Origin of the sequence: Brucella sp. BE17, from assembly GCF_039545455.1 — a bacterium.
GTDB lineage: Bacteria > Pseudomonadota > Alphaproteobacteria > Rhizobiales > Rhizobiaceae > Brucella.
Genome location: NZ_CP154467.1, coordinates 838,032 through 854,757, shown reverse-complemented (window position 1 = coordinate 854,757; position 16,726 = coordinate 838,032). Strand labels below are relative to the sequence as shown.

The following is a 16,726-nucleotide window of genomic DNA, read 5'->3' as shown; positions in this document are numbered from 1 at the left end:
ATGAATATCCAGACCGCCCCGACCACAAGGCAGCGAACGTCAGCCGAAAGTGCACTGATCGATAGTTTTGACGAGCGCATCGGTGGATTGCCCGGCAATGGCGACATCGTCATTGCCCGCGACAACGCACTGGAAGCCTTGAAAGAGAACGGCCTTCCATCACGACGTATCGAAAGCTGGCATTACACAGACTTTCGTACGCTTCTGAAAAACGTATCCCCCTTTGATGCGGCAGCCGGAACGCAAGCTATACCCTCATTGCTTGCCGGCACCCCCATTGTGGCCACTAGCAATGGCTGGTCATTGGATACAAAGGTTGCGGAAGGCGTGTCATTGACACCCGTGCGTGATGCGCTCGCGGATGGTTCACTGGCCCTCCAGCTCAAAACACGTGGGTTCGACGATACGATCGGGCAGATCAATGCGGCCTATGTCAGCGACGGCTGGATGCTGGCGATTGATGATGGCACTAAGCTGGAAGAGCCGCTTGAACTCCAGAATATCCAGAAAACTGGTCAGGGCCATTCGCGCTTTCCGGTGAGGATCGGTTCGGATGTCAAGGCGACGATCATCGAACGCCAGAATGGCGGTGAAGGTGATGCTTTCTCCACATCGGTCAGCCATGTGAGCGTGGGCGATGGCGCGGAAATCTTGTGGGTTATCCTGCGTGATTTCGGGCAGGCGACGCAACTGGCACAGTTCAACGCAACCATCGGCAAAGGCTCCAAGTTGACGCTTTATATCGTCAATGCGGGCGGCAAGCTCATCCGGCAGGAAGTGCATGTCAACGTCACCGGCGAGGATTCGGATTTTGAACTGCGCGGCCTTAATCTTCTGGCCGATGACAGTCATACCGACATCACCATGACCGTTGGTCATCTGGTTGAAAACACCCGTTCGACGCAGATCATCCGCAATGTGGTCAAGGATCGCGCACGCGGTGTCTTTCAGGGTATGATCCGTGTGGCGAAAATTGCCCAGAAGACCGATGCTCGTATGGCATGCAACACGCTTCTGCTTTCCGATGAAGGCGAGTTCGACGCAAAGCCCGAACTTGAAATCTTTGCCGACGATGTTGCCTGTGGCCATGGTGCTACGGTGACGGAATTGTCCAAAGATTATCTGTTCTATCTGATGGCGCGCGGCGTATCTGAAAATGACGCACGTGGCCTTTTGATCAAGGCATTTATTGCTGAGATCATTGAAGAACTGGAAGATGAAAGGCTGGTTGAGGCACTCGAAGAGGTGTTGTCGAACTGGCTCGCCGTTCATGCCTGATTATAGGGGGCGTGATTGAACAAGGCGGTGATGCTTTTGAAGCTGCCCGCCTTTTCCTCACGTAGCGGCTAAAGGAACGACTATGGACCAGAAGACCCCGCCGGTGGCGCCTTATGACGTTGAAGCCATCCGTCAAGATTTCCCGATACTTTCTCGAGAAATCCACGGCAAGCCGCTTGTCTATCTCGACAATGGTGCTTCCGCACAGAAGCCGCAAAGCGTCATCAACGCCGTAACGAACGCCTATTCCAACGAATATGCGAATGTGCATCGTGGCTTGCATTTTCTTTCCAATGCAGCAACCGACGCATATGAAAAATCGCGTGAGACGGTGCGCCGGTTTCTCAATGCCGGTTCGGTGGATGAGATCGTTTTCACCAAGAATGCCACCGAGGCGATCAATACCGTCGCTTATGGTTATGGTATGCCGAAGATCGGCGCGGGCGATGAAATCCTGCTGTCGATCATGGAGCATCATTCCAACATCGTGCCATGGCATTTTATCCGCGAGCGGCAGGGTGCAAAGCTTGTTTTCGCCCCTGTGGATGATGACGGCATTTTCCATATCGAAGAATTTGAAAAGCGTCTGACCGACCGCACCAAGCTCGTCGCCATTACCCATATGTCGAACGCACTTGGTACGGTGACGCCGGTGAAGAAAATCGTCGAACTGGCGCACGCACGTGGCATTCCCGTGCTTGTCGATGGCAGTCAGAGTGCTGTGCATCTGCCAGTCGATGTGCGCGATATCGGCTGCGACTGGTATGTCTTTACCGGCCACAAGACCTATGGCCCATCCGGTATCGGCGTGCTTTACGGGCGCGCTGAAATGCTCGAAAAGATGCGACCCTTTCAGGGGGGGGGCGAAATGATCGAGGATGTGAGCGAAGACTCCATCACCTATAATCATCCGCCGCATCGCTTTGAAGCTGGAACGCCGCCCATCGTGCAGGCGATTGGACTGGGCGCGGCACTTGAATATATGGAAAAGATCGGCCGCCCCGCCATTCAGGCGCATGAAGAAGATTTGCGCGATTATGCGCATGAACGGCTCGGTGCGATTAATTCTCTGCGCATTTATGGCAATGCGCCGGACAAGGGAGCGATCATCTCCTTTGTACTTGAAGGCATTCATGCCCATGACGTTTCCATGGTGATCGACCGGGCAGGGGTTGCCGTGCGCGCGGGTACTCATTGCGCGCAGCCGCTCTTGAAACGATTTGGTGTCACCTCCACATGCCGTGCATCCTTCGGCCTCTATAATACGCGTTCGGAAGTGGACGCGCTGGCGGATGCTCTGGAAAAGGCAAGGAAGTTTTTCGGATGAGTGATATGGAACACAAAGAGCACGACACGGCCAGTGTGGTGGCGGAAGTTGAAGGCAATACGGGCTTTTCGGCATCCACCATTGCTCAGGATGAACTCCTGCGCATGACGGATGATATTATCGCTGCCCTGAAAACGGTTTATGATCCTGAAATTCCCGCCGATATCTACGAGCTTGGCCTCATCTACAAGATTGATATCGAGGACGATCGCACGGTCAAGATCGAAATGACTTTGACTGCCCCGGGATGCCCGGTTGCTGGCGAGATGCCGGGCTGGGTTGAAAATGCCGTCGGTACGGTCGAAGGCGTCTCAATGGTTGAAGTCACCATGACGTTTGATCCGCCATGGACGCCTGACCGTATGTCCGAAGAAGCGCAGGTCGCCGTTGGATGGTATTGATAACCAGAAATGTTCTTGAGTTCCGGAGATATTCTTGAGTTAGTGACCCGTTGTATATTTGTAATGGGCTGATTGTTTTCCTATGAACCCCTGGATTTGGCCAACAATTCCGCCCAGGGCCATTGTTGCAGAGATTGCTGCCGACGGGCCCTTGATTGGTAGTGACAGAACAGAAACAGTCAACTTCCAGAGGCGGCTGGCTAGCTTTGCGGGCAGGCCCGTTATTGCCCGTCGCGGATTTGCCTTATAGGCGATCAGGAACTTTGTTGCCTCATGATCACGGTTGCGCCGGAAATGATAGGTAAGCGTCAAACGACATAGCGGAACGGTTTCATAGACCGTCGCGTCCGGAGCCCATCCGCTTTTGGCTCCCTTGCTTTTGGCTTCTGTCCATAAATGCCAGTCCTCTCCTCCAGTCAGGTTCAAGCCCGTATCGAAACGCAGCCCGGTCTGCCGGAAGAAGGTAAGTTTACCCATCCAGCTGCCGGTAGCCACCTTGATCGTATCTGCCGCACCGCGTTCACATTTTCTGCGTGTTTTGAGCTCGCCATATTCGGAAAGCTGCTGGATGCCGGACCAGACGAATTTCTGCCAGAAGCTCAGCGTGCATTGTTCTGGCTTGGGCCAGACAGGAGAGCCGACGATATCCAGATTGCCACGCTGTTGCTCTGAAAACAGTTTTATCAGCCATTCTGGTTCTGCGCGTTCATCATCATCGATGAATACGAGAAAATCATAGTCGTTGGCGATAGCATAGGTCAGGGCGCAATTGCGCGAATAGGATATGCCTATCCTGACTTCAAGCAGATACACAACTTTGCTTTCCGACATGCCAGAGGCAAACGTGTCGATACATCCAGACAGGGTTTTGGATGAATGGTTTTCGACGACCAAAAAATCGACTTTTGTGGAGGCTGGCAGAGCGATATTCGTCAGAGAATGAAGGAGCTCTTTCAGCATTATTGGGCGGTTTCGCGTCACGATAGACACCAAAATCCTGGCGTTTTGCATGATTTCCTCGTATCAAATAAAGTATATATAAATTTTAGATTTTTATTGTATACTTATATTCTAATAAGTATTTTTACTTGTATTGGTAGTATGTAATCATTTATAATTTTTTATTGCAAGAATATATTCCAGATAGATTGCAATTTTGAGCGCGTTTCGACCAGGCCTAATGAAATCGACGCTCTAAATAAAGGCCTTGAAGCGCGCCTACATCTTCATGCGGAGAAGTTACGTCGTTTTGAAAGTTGCAAGAATGGAGCGGGTAGCGGGAATCGAACCCGCGCGTTCAGCTTGGGAAGCTGACAGGCTACCATTACATCATACCCGCGTTTTGGTAGTTATTTCAGATGTTTATATCGTTTTTTACAAAAAACAGTTTAAAAGATTTTACAATATGTTTTCTAAAATATGTTCTCTTTTTGGCTTCGTCAATCCGTTTCATGTTCAATGTCTTACAGGAATCTGAAGTTGTGACATGAACTCAGCAAAAACCATCGAGCCTTCCGGCCATGGGCCGTGACCTGATTCCGAATTGATGTGGCCTGCTTCGCCCGCATCGATCAGCATGGCGCCCCAGTCGTTGACCACCGCTTCCGCTGCTTCAAAGCTTGAAAAGGGATCGTTGCGGCTCAAAATCGCAATGGTTGGAAAGGGCAGTCGTTCGCGGGGGTAAGGACCGAAGGTCATCAGATGTCTTGGCCGGATAGCGGCATTGGCAACATCGGGGGGAGCGACGAAAAACGCACCGGCGACCTTATGCTGGATATGCTCCATAGCATGCATGGCGGTTGCCACACCCAGAGAATGCGCCACCAGTACAACCGGTTTTGTTGCCTCGTTTACGGCCTTGACCAGCTCATTCACCCAGTCTTCGCGCACTGGCTTCGACCATTGCGCCTGTTCTACACGACGTGCTGTCGAGAGCTTGTTCTCCCAGCGTGTCTGCCAGTGATCTGGACCGGAATTGGTATAGCCGGGGATAATCAGGATATCTGCGTCTTTGACTTTCATGTGCCCCATTTAGAGGGGCTTTGCCAAGACTTCAAGCCTGTGGGGTATTTGTTGGCATGCAAATGATGAACAGCCTGTTCGTTGATCGCGATCTTGTGAACGATGCCGCAAAACGCGATGTTTAGCGACAAGAAAGGCGCATATGAGAAGGGCCACATGGCGTGGCGGGGCCAGCAGGATGGCCAAACTCCTTCCGATTGGCGCTATATCTGGTAGGAGAACAAAATGACTGTGCAGTTGAAGAAGGCCGGTATTGATGCCGATCACGGGCCTGTGGCAGCACTTCCTTTCGCCATGACGACGCCGGTCCATGTGGCGCGTGTGGGTCTCAAGTCGAAAGATGCGGAATCGCTGGCCGAATATTATCGTGATGTGGTCGGCTTGAAGGAAATGGCGCGGCGTGGCACTTCCATCGTACTGGGGGCGGGCGACCGAGAACTGATGGAAATCGAGCAGTGCTCGCAAGCCAAGCCTGACGAGCAGCGCAGTGCCGGCCTTTATCACACGGCATTTCTTCTGCCGACGCGCGGCGATCTCGCGCGATGGTCGCGCCGTGCCATCGACAGGCAATTGCCGGTCAGCGGTGCTTCCAATCATAAGGTGAGCGAAGCGATCTACCTGACCGATCCTGAAGGCAACGGCATCGAAATCTATTCCGATCGTCCGCTTGAAAACTGGACATGGAATGGTGATCGTGTGGCCATGAGCACCGATCCACTCGATATGATCGATCTGCTCGGTGTGATTGACCGTGAGGGTGGGAAGTGGAACGGTGCACCGCAGAACACCGTCATCGGCCATGTACACTTACGTGTCGGCGATGCACAGGAGGCTGAAATCTTCTGGCATGATAATCTCGGGCTGGAAACCGTGGCGTCCTATGGCAACAAGGCGGTGTTCATGTCCACCGGCGGCTATCATCACCACATCGCAGCCAATGCCTGGCAAAGTGCTGGTGCGGGCAAGCGTGATGTTGATCGCACGGGTGTTTTATGGGTAGAACTGGAAGATACGCGCGGCGGTGCCGGGCGCGAATTTGTTGACCCATGGGGCAATGTGATCAGGACAGTCAAGCCCGCAGTATAAAAAAATCCCCATCTTTTCAAAAAGATGGGGATTTTTATTGTTTCAATTTATTCGACTCTGATCAGAGCCGAAATCTTTCAACCAAACACGCGCTTGAAGATGGTATCCACATGCTTGGTGTGATAGCCGAGATCAAATTTTTCGCGGATCTGGTCTTCGGAAAGTGCCTTGCGCACGTCCTCATCGGCCAACAGTTCTTCCTGAAAATCCTTGCCCTGTTCCCAGACTTTCATGGCGTTTCGCTGTACGAGGCGATAAGAATCTTCACGCGAAACACCCGCCTGGGTGAGCGCCAACAGCACGCGCTGCGAATGCACCAGACCGCGGAACTTGTTCATGTTGGCAAGCATGTTTTCTGGATAGATCACCAGCTTCTCAATCACGCCCGCCAGACGGTTCAGCGCGAAATCAAGCGTGATGGTAGTGTCTGGCCCGATAGCGCGCTCAACGCTTGAATGGGAAATATCGCGTTCGTGCCAGAGGGCTACGTTTTCCATCGCGGGCGTCACAGACATGCGCACCAGACGGGCAAGTCCAGTCAGGTTTTCGGTCAGAACCGGATTGCGCTTGTGCGGCATGGCGGACGAGCCTTTTTGCCCCGGCGAGAAGAATTCTTCCGCTTCCAGAACTTCCGTGCGCTGCATGTGACGGATTTCGATGGCGATGTTTTCCATCGAGGACGCAATCACGCCGAGGGTTGCAAAGAACATCGCATGACGATCACGCGGAATGACCTGGGTGGAGACGGGTTCTGCTTCAAGGCCGAGCTTGTCGCAGACATATTCCTCGACGCGCGGATCTATATTGGCGAAAGTGCCGACAGCACCCGAAATCGCGCCTGTAGCGATTTCCTTTCGCGCTGCGACGAGACGGTCGCGTCCACGAGCCATTTCGGCATAAAAACGCGCAAAAGTAATACCCATCGTAGTGGGTTCGGCATGAATGCCATGGCTGCGTCCGATACGCACAGTGTCCTTATGCTCGAATGCGCGCTTTTTAAGCGCTTCCAGCACGCGGTCCATTCCGGCAAGCAGGAGGTCGGTGGCACGGACAAGCTGCACATTGAGCGTGGTGTCGAGTACGTCCGAGGAGGTCATGCCCTGATGCACGAAACGGCTGTCGGGACCGATGAATTCGGCCAGATGCGTGAGGAATGCAATCACGTCATGCTTGGTGACGGCTTCGATTTCGTCGATGCGCGCAACATCGAATTTTGCAGCATCGCCCTTTTCCCAGATGGTCTTGGCTGCTTCCTTCGGAATGACGCCAAGTTGCGCCAGCGCCTCGCAGGCAAAAGCTTCGATCTCGAACCAGATGCGGAATTTTGTTTCTGGCGACCAGATGGCGACCATTTCAGGCCGGGAGTAGCGCGGGATCATGGGTATTTCCTGTCGAATAGAGTGTAAATCAGTTTTTTCGGGCAGCCTCGGCGGCCTGACGAATGGCAGCGATATTGTCGCGGTAGCTCTCGACCGAGTTCCCCTTGTAAACAGCCGAGCCGGCCACAAGGATGTTTGCACCTGCGGCAACGACCGAGCCTGCAGTTTCAGGCGTAATACCGCCATCGACTTCGATATCGATGGGGCGATCCGCCACCATTTCGCGGATGCGGGCGATTTTTTCGAGCATGGGCGCAATGAATTTTTGGCCACCAAAGCCCGGATTGACGGTCATGACCAGAATGAGATCGACATCGTCGAGCACATGGGCGATTGCCTCAACGGGTGTTGCCGGATTGAGCGCCAGACCGGCCTTTTTGCCAAGCGCCCGGATTGATTGCAACGAGCGGTGCGTATGCACCCCTGCTTCGGCATGAACGGTGATGAGGTCACAACCCGCATCGGCAAAAGGTGCGAGATAGGCATCACAGGGCGCGATCATCAGATGCGTGTCGAAAAAAGCCTTTGTGCGCGGACGGATCGCGTTGACCACCTGTGGGCCAAAAGTGATGTTGGGCACGAAATGCCCGTCCATGACATCGATATGGATCCAGTCGGCACCCGCTTCCAGCACGGCATCGACTTCCTCGCCAAGACGCGCGAAATCGGCGGACAGGATGGACGGGGCAATGGCGATCGGGCGCATGTCTGTTCTCCGTGGGAAGTTAACTTGCCCCTAGCATAGGGAACACAAGATTCCTATCCCCAGCGCTTATGGAACCACATCCATTGGCCGGGATATTCCCGCACCCATTGTTCAACCGTATCGTTGAGCAATTGTGCGGTGGCGTCGATATCGATCTGGCCCTTGTCGTCGCGTGGCAGGTCCATGCGCTCATAGAGTTCCAGCCGGTAACGTCCGCCGGGTAGGCGGATGCAGCGGGCCGGATAGACATCGCAATCATATTGCCGCGCGAGCTTTGCGAGAAGTGGGTTGGTTTTGACGGGGCGGTTGAAGAAGGTCGACGGAATGCCACGTGCAAACTTCTGGTCCACCAGCATACCGACATTGCCACTATCGCCCAAAATGCCTGCCAAAGCCCATGCAGCGCCAGCCTTGGACGGAACCAGATGCCCCATGTTCGTATGGCGGGCCTTCAAAACCTTGTTGGCGATATAGGGGTTGTTGGGCGGGCGGAATAGTGCCGTGACATTGAGGCCGAAGGTGGCGGCACAGATCGGTAGCAGTTCAAAGTTTCCAGTATGGGCGGTAAAGAAAATGTGGGGTTTCTTTTCATCGCGCAGGCGTTCGAAAATCGGAATCCCATCCACCTCGACCATCCCAACCTCGTCGGAATGCGGATCGAAGTCGAAAATCGCATCGAGAAAAATATATTCGGCAAAAAGCCGCGCCATCGAATCCCACATCTCAATGGCGATCGTCTGGATTTCCTGTTCGCTTTTTTCCGGATAAGCCTGACGCAAATTGTTGATCGCAACCTTGTGACGCGGCGTCAAAGGCCCGATGAGACGGGCAGTTTTTGCCGAAAAGCGGATGGCTGCTTTCGCCGGAAGCAGACGCAGAAGTCCCAACAGAACAAAGACCGCCTGCGCCCAGAGCCAGTAATTGAATTGCTTGAACTTGCGCGTCCAGCGAAAGAGTAAAAGTTTGAATTTAAACATCATGAAAGTGGCGGGTCAGTCGATCTGCAAAATGATCTTGCCGAAGACGTCGCGACCTTCCATACGCTTCAAAGCTGTATCAATCTCGTCAAAACCAACCACCGTATCGATGACCGGATGTACAATGCCCCGTGCCATTTTCTGCATGGCATCTGCCATGTTTTCCTTGCGGCAACCAAACGATCCCAGAATTTTAAGCTGTTGCTGGAAGAGCTGCATCAGGTTCATATTGGTCGAAACGCCGGATGTCGAACCGCAGGTGACGAGGCGCGCGCCACGCTTCATGCACAGCATTGAACCCGCCCATGTATCGGCACCGACATGCTCGAACACAACATCAACGCCCTTTTTCTTGGTGAGTTTGCGCACGACACCTTCAAAACGGTCTTCGCGGTAATTGATGACATGATCCGCACCAAGCGCTTTGGCCTTTTCGATCTTGTCGTCGGAGCCGACCGTGGTGATGACCGTGCAGCCCATTTTCTTGGCTAGCTGGATGGCAGCCGAACCAATGCCCGAGCCACCGGCCTGAACGAGTACCGTTTCGCCAGGCTCGAGCTTGGCATTGTCGAACAGCATGTGCTCGACGGTTCCGAAAGTGACGGGGGCGACGGCTGCACCGATCGCATCGACGCCGGGAGGGGCGGGTACGAGCAAGCGCGCCGGCAGATTGACGGCTTCGCAGGCAAAGCCATCAAGGTGGAAGCCGTGCACACCGCCGACATGCTCGCAAAGATTATCGCGGCCTTCGCGGCAGGCTCGGCAAAGCCCGCAAGTGCGCGCGCCATAAATCGAAACCAGTTGCCCGGGCAAAAGGTTGGATACGCCTGGGCCGACCGCATCGACGACACCGGAGGCTTCCGCACCGATCACCAGCGGCATCTTGCGTTTGGCGAACGCCATGCCGCGCCAGCCCCAGACGTCGATATGGTTGAGCGCGACGGCCTTGATCTCGACCGTCACTTCGCCGATGCCGGGGGGTGGGGGGGAGTCTATATCGGTGATTTCGAGACGACGGTCATCGAGAAGTTGCAGGGCGCGCATAGGCTGTTCCTTGTCGTAGCATGATCCCGAAGAGCCATGCGCTTTCCGGGACCATGAGGAAATTCGAGTTTGTCGAACGAATTAGTTCGGTTCCGTCGCCAAGACAAGGCTTGATTTCGGCTCGGCGGCTTGCATGTATCCTGCTTCATCGACGTTCATAGTCTCATTCAAGCACTCTGTTTGCGGTTCGAGACTGTTAAATTGTTGCCAAACAAGTCAGGATTGACCACATATTCCTTATATAAATTCCTGATGTTAAGAATTGGGCCCAATCTTGAAACGTTTAAAATATGGTTTTCTGTGTCTTTTCCTGGCGTTTGCCTCTTCCGCGTCCGCGTTGGAAGCCAATTCGCCACCGCTTCTGGAGCCGTTGCCGCAACAAATGCAGGCCGCTCATCTGACGACGGAATTTCTTGAGCGTTTCCATTACAAGCCCGTGCCGCTGGACGACAAATTGTCGGCAAGGATCATGGATCAGTATATCGAATCGCTCGATCCGGATCGCCTTATTTTCCTGCAAGCGGATGTGAATGCCTTTAAGACGAATAGCACGGAAATTGATGATGCCATCAAGCAGGAAGACTTGAGCATTCCTTTTGCGATGTTCAATACATATGTCGAGCGCATTACTGAACGCACCGCTTTTGCGCGTTCATTGCTCAAGCAGAATTTTGATTTCAGCGTGGATGAAACCTATTCTGTCATCCGAAGCAAGGCACCTTGGCCGCAGAGCGATGCGGACCACGATGACCTTTGGCGTAAGCGCGTCAAGAACGACTGGTTGCGGCTGAAACTGGCAGGTAAGGACGATGCCGCCATTCGCGATACGCTCGACAAGCGTTATAAGAACGCGCTTGACCGCGCCGCAAAATACAACAGCGATGATGTATTCCAGATTTTTATGGCCGCCTATACACGGTCGGTGGATCCGCATACCGACTATATGGGCGCCAATGCATCGGATGAGTTCGATATTTCCATGAAGCTTTCCCTTGTCGGCATCGGTGCTGTGCTGCAGGAAAGGGACGATTACGCGACAATTCGCGAACTTGTAGCCGGAGGTCCGGCACAGGTTTCAGGCAAGCTTGCTGTGGGCGACCGTATCGTTGGTGTAGGACAGGACAAGAATGGCCCGATAAAGGATGCCGTCGGATTACGCCTGGACGAAACCGTGAAAATGATTCGCGGAGAAAAAGGCTCTGTCGTGCGTCTGGAAATTCTGCCAGCCGACGCAGGCCCTGACGATCCGCACCGCATCATCACACTGGTTCGCGATAAGATCAGCCTGGAAAAGCAGGCTGCTCAAAAAACCGTTCTGCCGGTAGAGGATGGCGACACCACTCGCCAGATAGGCATCATTACATTGCCAGTCTTTTATGAAGATATCGAAGCCCGGCGAAAGGGCGAGAAGGATTATCGAAGTGCCAGCCGTGATGTTGCAAAGCTTCTTGCAGAATTGAAAGCCGAAAAGGTTGACGGTGTTCTGATCGACCTGCGCAACAATGGCGGTGGCTCGCTATCCGAGGCGATCGATCTGACTGGTCTTTTTGTCGGCAAGGGACCTGTCGTGCAGCAGCGCAATTCGAGTGGCGAGATCAAGGTGGAAAGCGACGATCTGCCCGAACCTGCTTGGAAAGGTCCGCTTGGCGTATTGATCAATCGAGCCTCGGCCTCCGCTTCGGAAATCTTTGCCGCCGCCATTCAGGATTACGGTCGCGGCGTGGTCATAGGCGAACCCAGTTTTGGCAAGGGAACGGTGCAGACGCTGGTGAACCTTGATGAGGTGGCCCGCAATTCTGGTCCTAAGTTCGGTGATCTGAAGTTTACTGTCGCTGAATTCTTCAGGATCAATGGCGGCTCGACGCAGTTGCGGGGCGTGACACCCGATATCAGCCTGCCGGGGCTGTTCGACCCGAAGACAGTGGGCGAATCGAGTTTTGACAATGCGCTGCCATGGACCGAGATCAAACCAGCAAAATATAAATCTGCCGATCATATAAAAGCCTTGCTGTCACAACTACAGAGCTGGCACGACAAGCGCGCGGCAAATGATCCGGAATTTCAGCAGTTCGTCGAGGATTTGGCAACGCTGAAAGCGCAGCGTGACAAGGCTGTTGTTTCGCTCAACGAAAATGAGCGGCGCGATGAAATGGCCGCTCGCGCCAAGCTTATAAAGGAACGCGGAGAGGGCAATGACAGTGCCGATGCCGAGAGTGACGACGGGCTGCTTTCCAATGAGCGCAGCCTGAGTGCGGATATGAACCTTGAGAAAGCTCGTAAGGGTAACAAGGATGTGCTGCAAGGAGCTGCAGCTGCTATTATTGCCCGTCTTTCCGAGTTGCAGCCCGGTGGAGAAAAAGCCAGTGCGGATTAGAAACTGGCACGCACAAACCTTCAAAGGAAAGGCCCGCACAGATTGTGCGGGCCTTTTAATTTCATAGCTATGTCAAAGGGTTATTGGTACTCTTTGACAACAAGGCTCGTGTTTTGCCCGCCAAAGCCAAACGAGTTTGAAAGGACCGCAGAAACCTCGGCCTGACGCTTTACATTCGGCACGACATCCAACGGTATGGCGGGGTCGGGATTGTCGTAATTGATAGTCGGCGGCAGCGTTCCGGTCTCAATTGTCAAAAGTGAGAACACGGCCTCGATGGCACCTGCCGCTGTCAACGTATGGCCGATCATCGACTTGTTGGATGAGACCGGGATAGAGCCGAGCGTGTCACCAAACACTGTAGAAAGTGCGAGATGTTCCATCTTGTCGTTTTCCGGCGTCGAGGTACCATGCGCATTGATATAGGAAATCTTGTCTTCGGCAAGACCCGCATCGGCAAGTGCCGCACGCACCGTTCCAATGGCAGGCGAGGCGTCGGGCTTGGAGCGTGTGCGATGGAAGTCATCAGCCTTTTCACCGCAACCGGCCAGAATGCCTAAGATTTTTGCGCCGCGTGCGATGGCACTTTCCAGCGATTCCATGACCAGCGCGCCCGAACCTTCCGCCATCACGAAGCCGTTGCGATCTTTCGAAAACGGCTTGGATGCCTTTTCAGGCGCTTCATTCTGTGTGGAGAGGGCGGAGAGCAGTGAGAAGCGGATCAGGGCTTCCGCCGAGACTGATCCATCGGTTCCGATGGAAAGCACGTGGTCGCTTTCACCGCGCCGGATCGCCTCGACGCCGAGCTGGATCGCGGTCGCCCCCGACGCACAGGCCGTTGATAGTGTCACCGGCAGGCCGCGCGTGCCAAAGGTTTTCGAGAGACGTTCAGCGATATAGCCAAATTGCGTGGTGTTGAAGAGCGTGTCCTGACGGGCGCGGCGGCAGGCTTCAAGCAATAGCTGATAGCTGGCCGGGCCTTCGTCCTTGATGCTGGCATCAAGTGCAAAACGGCTTTTCCAGTCGAGTTCAACGGGCGGTGCTGCCAGAAACAGAGGTCCGCCGAAATCCGTGGTCGAAAGGCCGGACTGCGCCAATGCCTCTTCGCCCGCGAGGCGCGCAAGAGATTCCGATAAGGCAGATGCACCGACTTCACTTTCAGACAGAAAATCGACCGTACCGGCAAAGCGTGTATTGAGGCTCTCAGTTGGAAAGCGGGTGATTGAATGCAGGCCGGACCGACCGCTGGTCAAGGCGTCCCAATTATCCTGTTTGCCCTGTCCGAGTGCGGAAACGACACCGGCCCCGGTAATGACGACGATGGGACGGCCGAGATGGTCTTGATATTTGCTCATCTTATGCTCTCACCAGCTTGGCGGCGCCTTCGGCGCGAGTTGCTCCGATCGTGGTGACAATGGCTTCACCAACGGCTCCCTGCACAGGCTTTTCCGACGTGTCGAGAGGCGCGAACGCTTCACCCTTGGCAACCGAAATCGCAGCCAGTGCGAGTGCCAGCGGAAACTGGGCTTCGCGCAAATGACCTGTCAGGCCGGATACGCTGCGATAGGCGGCAGAAAGGCCGTCGAGGACTGTCTTTTCAGCGCTCGTTGCCTGATGGGCACCTGAAGCACCTGAAACCACATAGCTTGGTTCCTTGCCGCCGTTGGCTGCAAGGATGAGATTGCGAATTGCTGTTGTAAGATCGTGCTCGCCACGGCGGACTTGCGATGTTTCGATGTGTGCGATCTGGGCATAGGCGCGTGCGCCACGTTTTTTTGCATGTTCGGCATCTTCGAGCACTAGGAATACGCCGCCGGAACCCGAAATCATGCCGCCGCCCGCCGAGCCGTCCCGCTGCCAGAGCGGTGCCCAGCCATCATGTTTCAGCAACCCGCCCAGTTCATGACCGAGAATCATGTCGAAATGCTCGGCATTATAAGAGCCACCAACCAACACATGTGTGCTCTGGCCAGTGCGGATGCGCGCGCTCGCCGTCTCGATCGCTGAAATGCCGGAACCTTCTTCACCCATAAAAGTACGTGAAGAGCCCGTGACTTTGTGGACGATGGAAATATTGCCGGCAAGCAGATTGGAAAGCTGGGCGAGAAACAGTGTCGGGCGCAACTCGGTCGAAAGCTTCTCGTTGAGCATGACGCCGCGGTTGTTACTGGTGCGACCTTCTTCGAGAATCTGCATATCGACGGCTATATCGCGTTCACCGCCACCGGCACCGACCACCATGTCCATGCTGGCGCAGAGCGTTTCGTCATCCTTGATACCTGCATCGGCAAGTGCAAGACCGGCCGCATAGGTGCCGAGCCGCTGCCATGTTTCCATCTGGCGCTGATCACCACGCTTGGGGATTTGCAGGCTCCAGTCCACCTCGCCGAGCGCATGGACGGTATAGGGCGCAAAGGCTTGGTTTTCGAGCCGCGGCTTGGTGCCGGCGTTTGAAAAAGCATTCCAATGCACATCCGTTCCTTCGCCGAGTGAAGAAAGAATGCCAATGCCAGTGATGACGACTTTATTGTTCTGCATGAGTTCGGTTCTGCCCGTGCTGCTGAAACTGCTTGCTATAAACGGAATTAGGGCGAACACGGATGTTCACCCTCAAATGCCGTCAAAGTGGCGCCGGTTTCAGGCCTTCTTGGCTGCGACCAGTTCGTCGATCTTGGCGCAGAGGTTTTTCAAAACGAAATATTCTTCCGTCGGAACCTTGCCTTCGTTGACTTCCTGCGTCCACTGTTCCAGCGGAATCTTGATGCCGAAAGCTTTATCGATCGCGAAAACGATGTCGAGGAAATCAAGGCTATCGATACCCAGATCATCAATAGTGTGGCTTTCTGGCGTGATCGTATCACGGTCGATTTCACTGGTTTCGGCGATGATGTCGGCGACTTTGTCGAAAGTAGAGGACAAATTGCGATTCCTTTATTCCTGGCGATGCCGCAAAGGGCGAGCATCTGATTATCTGCGCGTATCTAGCGTTTTTTGGCCGCAAGGGAAAGTCATATTGATTTCCTGCGACGTGATTTGGATAAGCGCATATAAGATGTGCAGTTGCGAGAGTGCAATATAAAGGCTATCGCAATTTTTTGAACAGTTTTCGAGTATAGTCCTTTGGACGGTGCTCCTGTCCCCATTTTGTGAAATAGAAGAAGCTCGAGACCGTCACTATCATGACAAAAACAGCAAGCCCGGTTTCGAGATAGCCATCATCAAGAAGAATGGCGATAAGGCTTGAGGCGACGCTGCCAACCGTACCGACTATCCCGGGATGGTGTATTGGCGGAAACATTTCAGAAATAGCCGATTGTTGCGGCTGGGTCTCGCTTTGCTGTGCGGCACTGGTTTGCTGTGAAGCGGAAGCGGATATTGGAGGGACTGGCGGAGGCTGTAAGGCCACATCTGTTTGTGTTGCCGCTAGGGCCAGTGAGCGGGTGCGAACCCGTTTGACCCTTGCCTGCCATCCTTTGCCGAAAGTGGCAGCAGCGGCAAGTTTCTTAAGCCATGCTGCACGCGCATCGCAAAGCGCATTGATGGTTTGCGCAAGTGGCTGTTCTGCAAGCGCTGCCATAGTTCTGGGGTCTATAAGTGCTGTCTCAGGTACGTCAAGGACCTGCTGCAGCATTTTGATGGCGTGCGCCGTGCCGGAGTTTACGGCAAAGTCAAGCAATGCATAATCGACACCGGGAGGCAGATGATCACCATCGATCTTGTCCCAATATTGCTTTCGATAAATTTCCATGGCTGTGCCCTTGGAGAGATTCTTTACCTCCTCTCGTGAGGCTGCACGTCCCATCCATCCAGACAAAGTACCTTGGGTGATGCCCATGTTGGTGGCACCACCGGGATCTTTAGGATTATCGACGTAACCGCCTTCCTCCTTGAAAATATACGGCATAATTTCCGTAAAATTGGAGCGCATCGTCATCCCTTTGAAAATTCATTTTTAAAAAAATTACTTGAAACGGTTATGGAAATTTTATCCGGTTATGGGCCAATGTATACTGTTGTTTCTGCGTGGAGCGATGAAAAATACAGGTAAATCCTGCCCTCAATCAGAAATCCTCTTGCGTCCAACCACGCACTGTTGATTGATGGCGCAAAGATAATTCACATTTCGTGGGGT

The 16,726-nt window shown here is 53.8% G+C and carries 15 protein-coding genes and 1 tRNA gene; 5 read left to right on the top strand and 11 right to left on the bottom strand.

Annotation, left to right across the window (positions count from 1 at the left end):
- The 3 genes from sufD to AAIB41_RS04185 all read left to right on the top strand — a co-directional run bounded on the left by sufD (window position 1) and on the right by AAIB41_RS04185 (window position 3,006).
- The gene (gene sufD / locus AAIB41_RS04195; RefSeq protein ID WP_343314358.1) at window positions 1-1,278 is read left to right on the top strand and encodes a Fe-S cluster assembly protein SufD; all 1,278 of its coding nucleotides are present in this window, start codon (window positions 1-3) and stop codon (window positions 1,276-1,278) included.
- An 82-nt stretch (window positions 1,279-1,360) separates the two neighbouring features.
- Window positions 1,361-2,605: a cysteine desulfurase gene (locus tag AAIB41_RS04190; protein WP_343314357.1), complete on the top strand. Its 1,245-nt coding sequence runs from the start codon at window positions 1,361-1,363 to the stop codon at window positions 2,603-2,605.
- A 5-nt stretch (window positions 2,606-2,610) separates the two neighbouring features.
- Window positions 2,611-3,006, top strand: coding sequence for an SUF system Fe-S cluster assembly protein (locus tag AAIB41_RS04185; protein WP_343314811.1), 396 nt, complete (start codon window positions 2,611-2,613; stop codon window positions 3,004-3,006).
- Between the two features lie 39 nt (window positions 3,007-3,045).
- Here AAIB41_RS04185 and AAIB41_RS04180 read toward each other — a convergent pair whose 3' ends face one another.
- The 3 genes from AAIB41_RS04180 to AAIB41_RS04170 all read right to left on the bottom strand — a co-directional run bounded on the left by AAIB41_RS04180 (window position 3,046) and on the right by AAIB41_RS04170 (window position 5,028).
- Window positions 3,046-4,017: a glycosyltransferase gene (locus AAIB41_RS04180; protein ID WP_343314355.1), complete on the bottom strand. Its 972-nt coding sequence runs from the start codon at window positions 4,015-4,017 to the stop codon at window positions 3,046-3,048.
- 254 nt (window positions 4,018-4,271) lie between these two features.
- Window positions 4,272-4,345, bottom strand: a tRNA-Gly gene (locus tag AAIB41_RS04175).
- 116 nt (window positions 4,346-4,461) lie between these two features.
- Window positions 4,462-5,028 (bottom strand): alpha/beta hydrolase, encoded by a 567-nt coding sequence (locus AAIB41_RS04170; RefSeq protein WP_343314354.1) that lies wholly within the window; start codon window positions 5,026-5,028, stop codon window positions 4,462-4,464.
- Between the two features lie 225 nt (window positions 5,029-5,253).
- On the opposite strand from AAIB41_RS04170, the gene AAIB41_RS04165 reads away from it, so the two are divergent.
- A complete protein-coding gene (locus AAIB41_RS04165; protein ID WP_343314353.1) occupies window positions 5,254-6,114 on the top strand; it encodes a VOC family protein in 861 nt (286 codons plus the stop codon).
- 77 nt (window positions 6,115-6,191) lie between these two features.
- Here AAIB41_RS04165 and purB read toward each other — a convergent pair whose 3' ends face one another.
- The 4 genes from purB to AAIB41_RS04145 are packed head-to-tail and all read right to left on the bottom strand — an operon-like array spanning window position 6,192 to window position 10,220.
- The gene (purB, locus tag AAIB41_RS04160) at window positions 6,192-7,493 is read right to left on the bottom strand and encodes an adenylosuccinate lyase (RefSeq protein ID WP_343314351.1); all 1,302 of its coding nucleotides are present in this window, start codon (window positions 7,491-7,493) and stop codon (window positions 6,192-6,194) included.
- 28 nt (window positions 7,494-7,521) lie between these two features.
- Entirely contained in the window at window positions 7,522-8,199 is a 678-nt protein-coding gene (gene rpe / locus AAIB41_RS04155; RefSeq protein ID WP_343314350.1) for a ribulose-phosphate 3-epimerase, read from the bottom strand.
- Window positions 8,200-8,252: 53 nt separating this feature from the next.
- The gene (locus tag AAIB41_RS04150; protein ID WP_343314349.1) at window positions 8,253-9,179 is read right to left on the bottom strand and encodes a lipid A biosynthesis lauroyl acyltransferase; all 927 of its coding nucleotides are present in this window, start codon (window positions 9,177-9,179) and stop codon (window positions 8,253-8,255) included.
- A gap of 12 nt (window positions 9,180-9,191) precedes the next feature.
- Window positions 9,192-10,220 carry a zinc-binding dehydrogenase gene (locus AAIB41_RS04145; RefSeq protein WP_343314348.1) on the bottom strand — a complete coding sequence of 343 codons (1,029 nt, stop codon included), beginning with the start codon at window positions 10,218-10,220 and terminating at the stop codon, window positions 9,192-9,194.
- 274 nt (window positions 10,221-10,494) lie between these two features.
- Between AAIB41_RS04145 and AAIB41_RS04140 the strand changes: the two genes are divergently transcribed.
- Complete coding sequence (locus AAIB41_RS04140) at window positions 10,495-12,594, top strand: carboxy terminal-processing peptidase (RefSeq protein ID WP_343314346.1); 2,100 nt, start codon at window positions 10,495-10,497, stop codon at window positions 12,592-12,594.
- Between the two features lie 80 nt (window positions 12,595-12,674).
- Here AAIB41_RS04140 and AAIB41_RS04135 read toward each other — a convergent pair whose 3' ends face one another.
- The 4 genes from AAIB41_RS04135 to AAIB41_RS04120 form a co-directional block, all read right to left on the bottom strand.
- Window positions 12,675-13,949, bottom strand: a complete 1,275-nt coding sequence (locus AAIB41_RS04135; RefSeq protein WP_343314345.1) for a beta-ketoacyl-ACP synthase — start codon at window positions 13,947-13,949, stop codon at window positions 12,675-12,677.
- Between the two features lies 1 nt (window position 13,950).
- Window positions 13,951-15,132 (bottom strand): beta-ketoacyl-ACP synthase, encoded by a 1,182-nt coding sequence (locus tag AAIB41_RS04130; RefSeq protein ID WP_343314344.1) that lies wholly within the window; start codon window positions 15,130-15,132, stop codon window positions 13,951-13,953.
- A gap of 99 nt (window positions 15,133-15,231) precedes the next feature.
- Window positions 15,232-15,513, bottom strand: a complete 282-nt coding sequence (locus AAIB41_RS04125; protein WP_078338469.1) for an acyl carrier protein — start codon at window positions 15,511-15,513, stop codon at window positions 15,232-15,234.
- 163 nt (window positions 15,514-15,676) lie between these two features.
- On the bottom strand, window positions 15,677-16,522 hold the full coding sequence (locus AAIB41_RS04120) for a glycoside hydrolase family 108 protein (RefSeq protein ID WP_343314810.1): 846 nt from the start codon (window positions 16,520-16,522) through the stop codon (window positions 15,677-15,679).
- Window positions 16,523-16,726 lie beyond the last annotated feature (204 nt).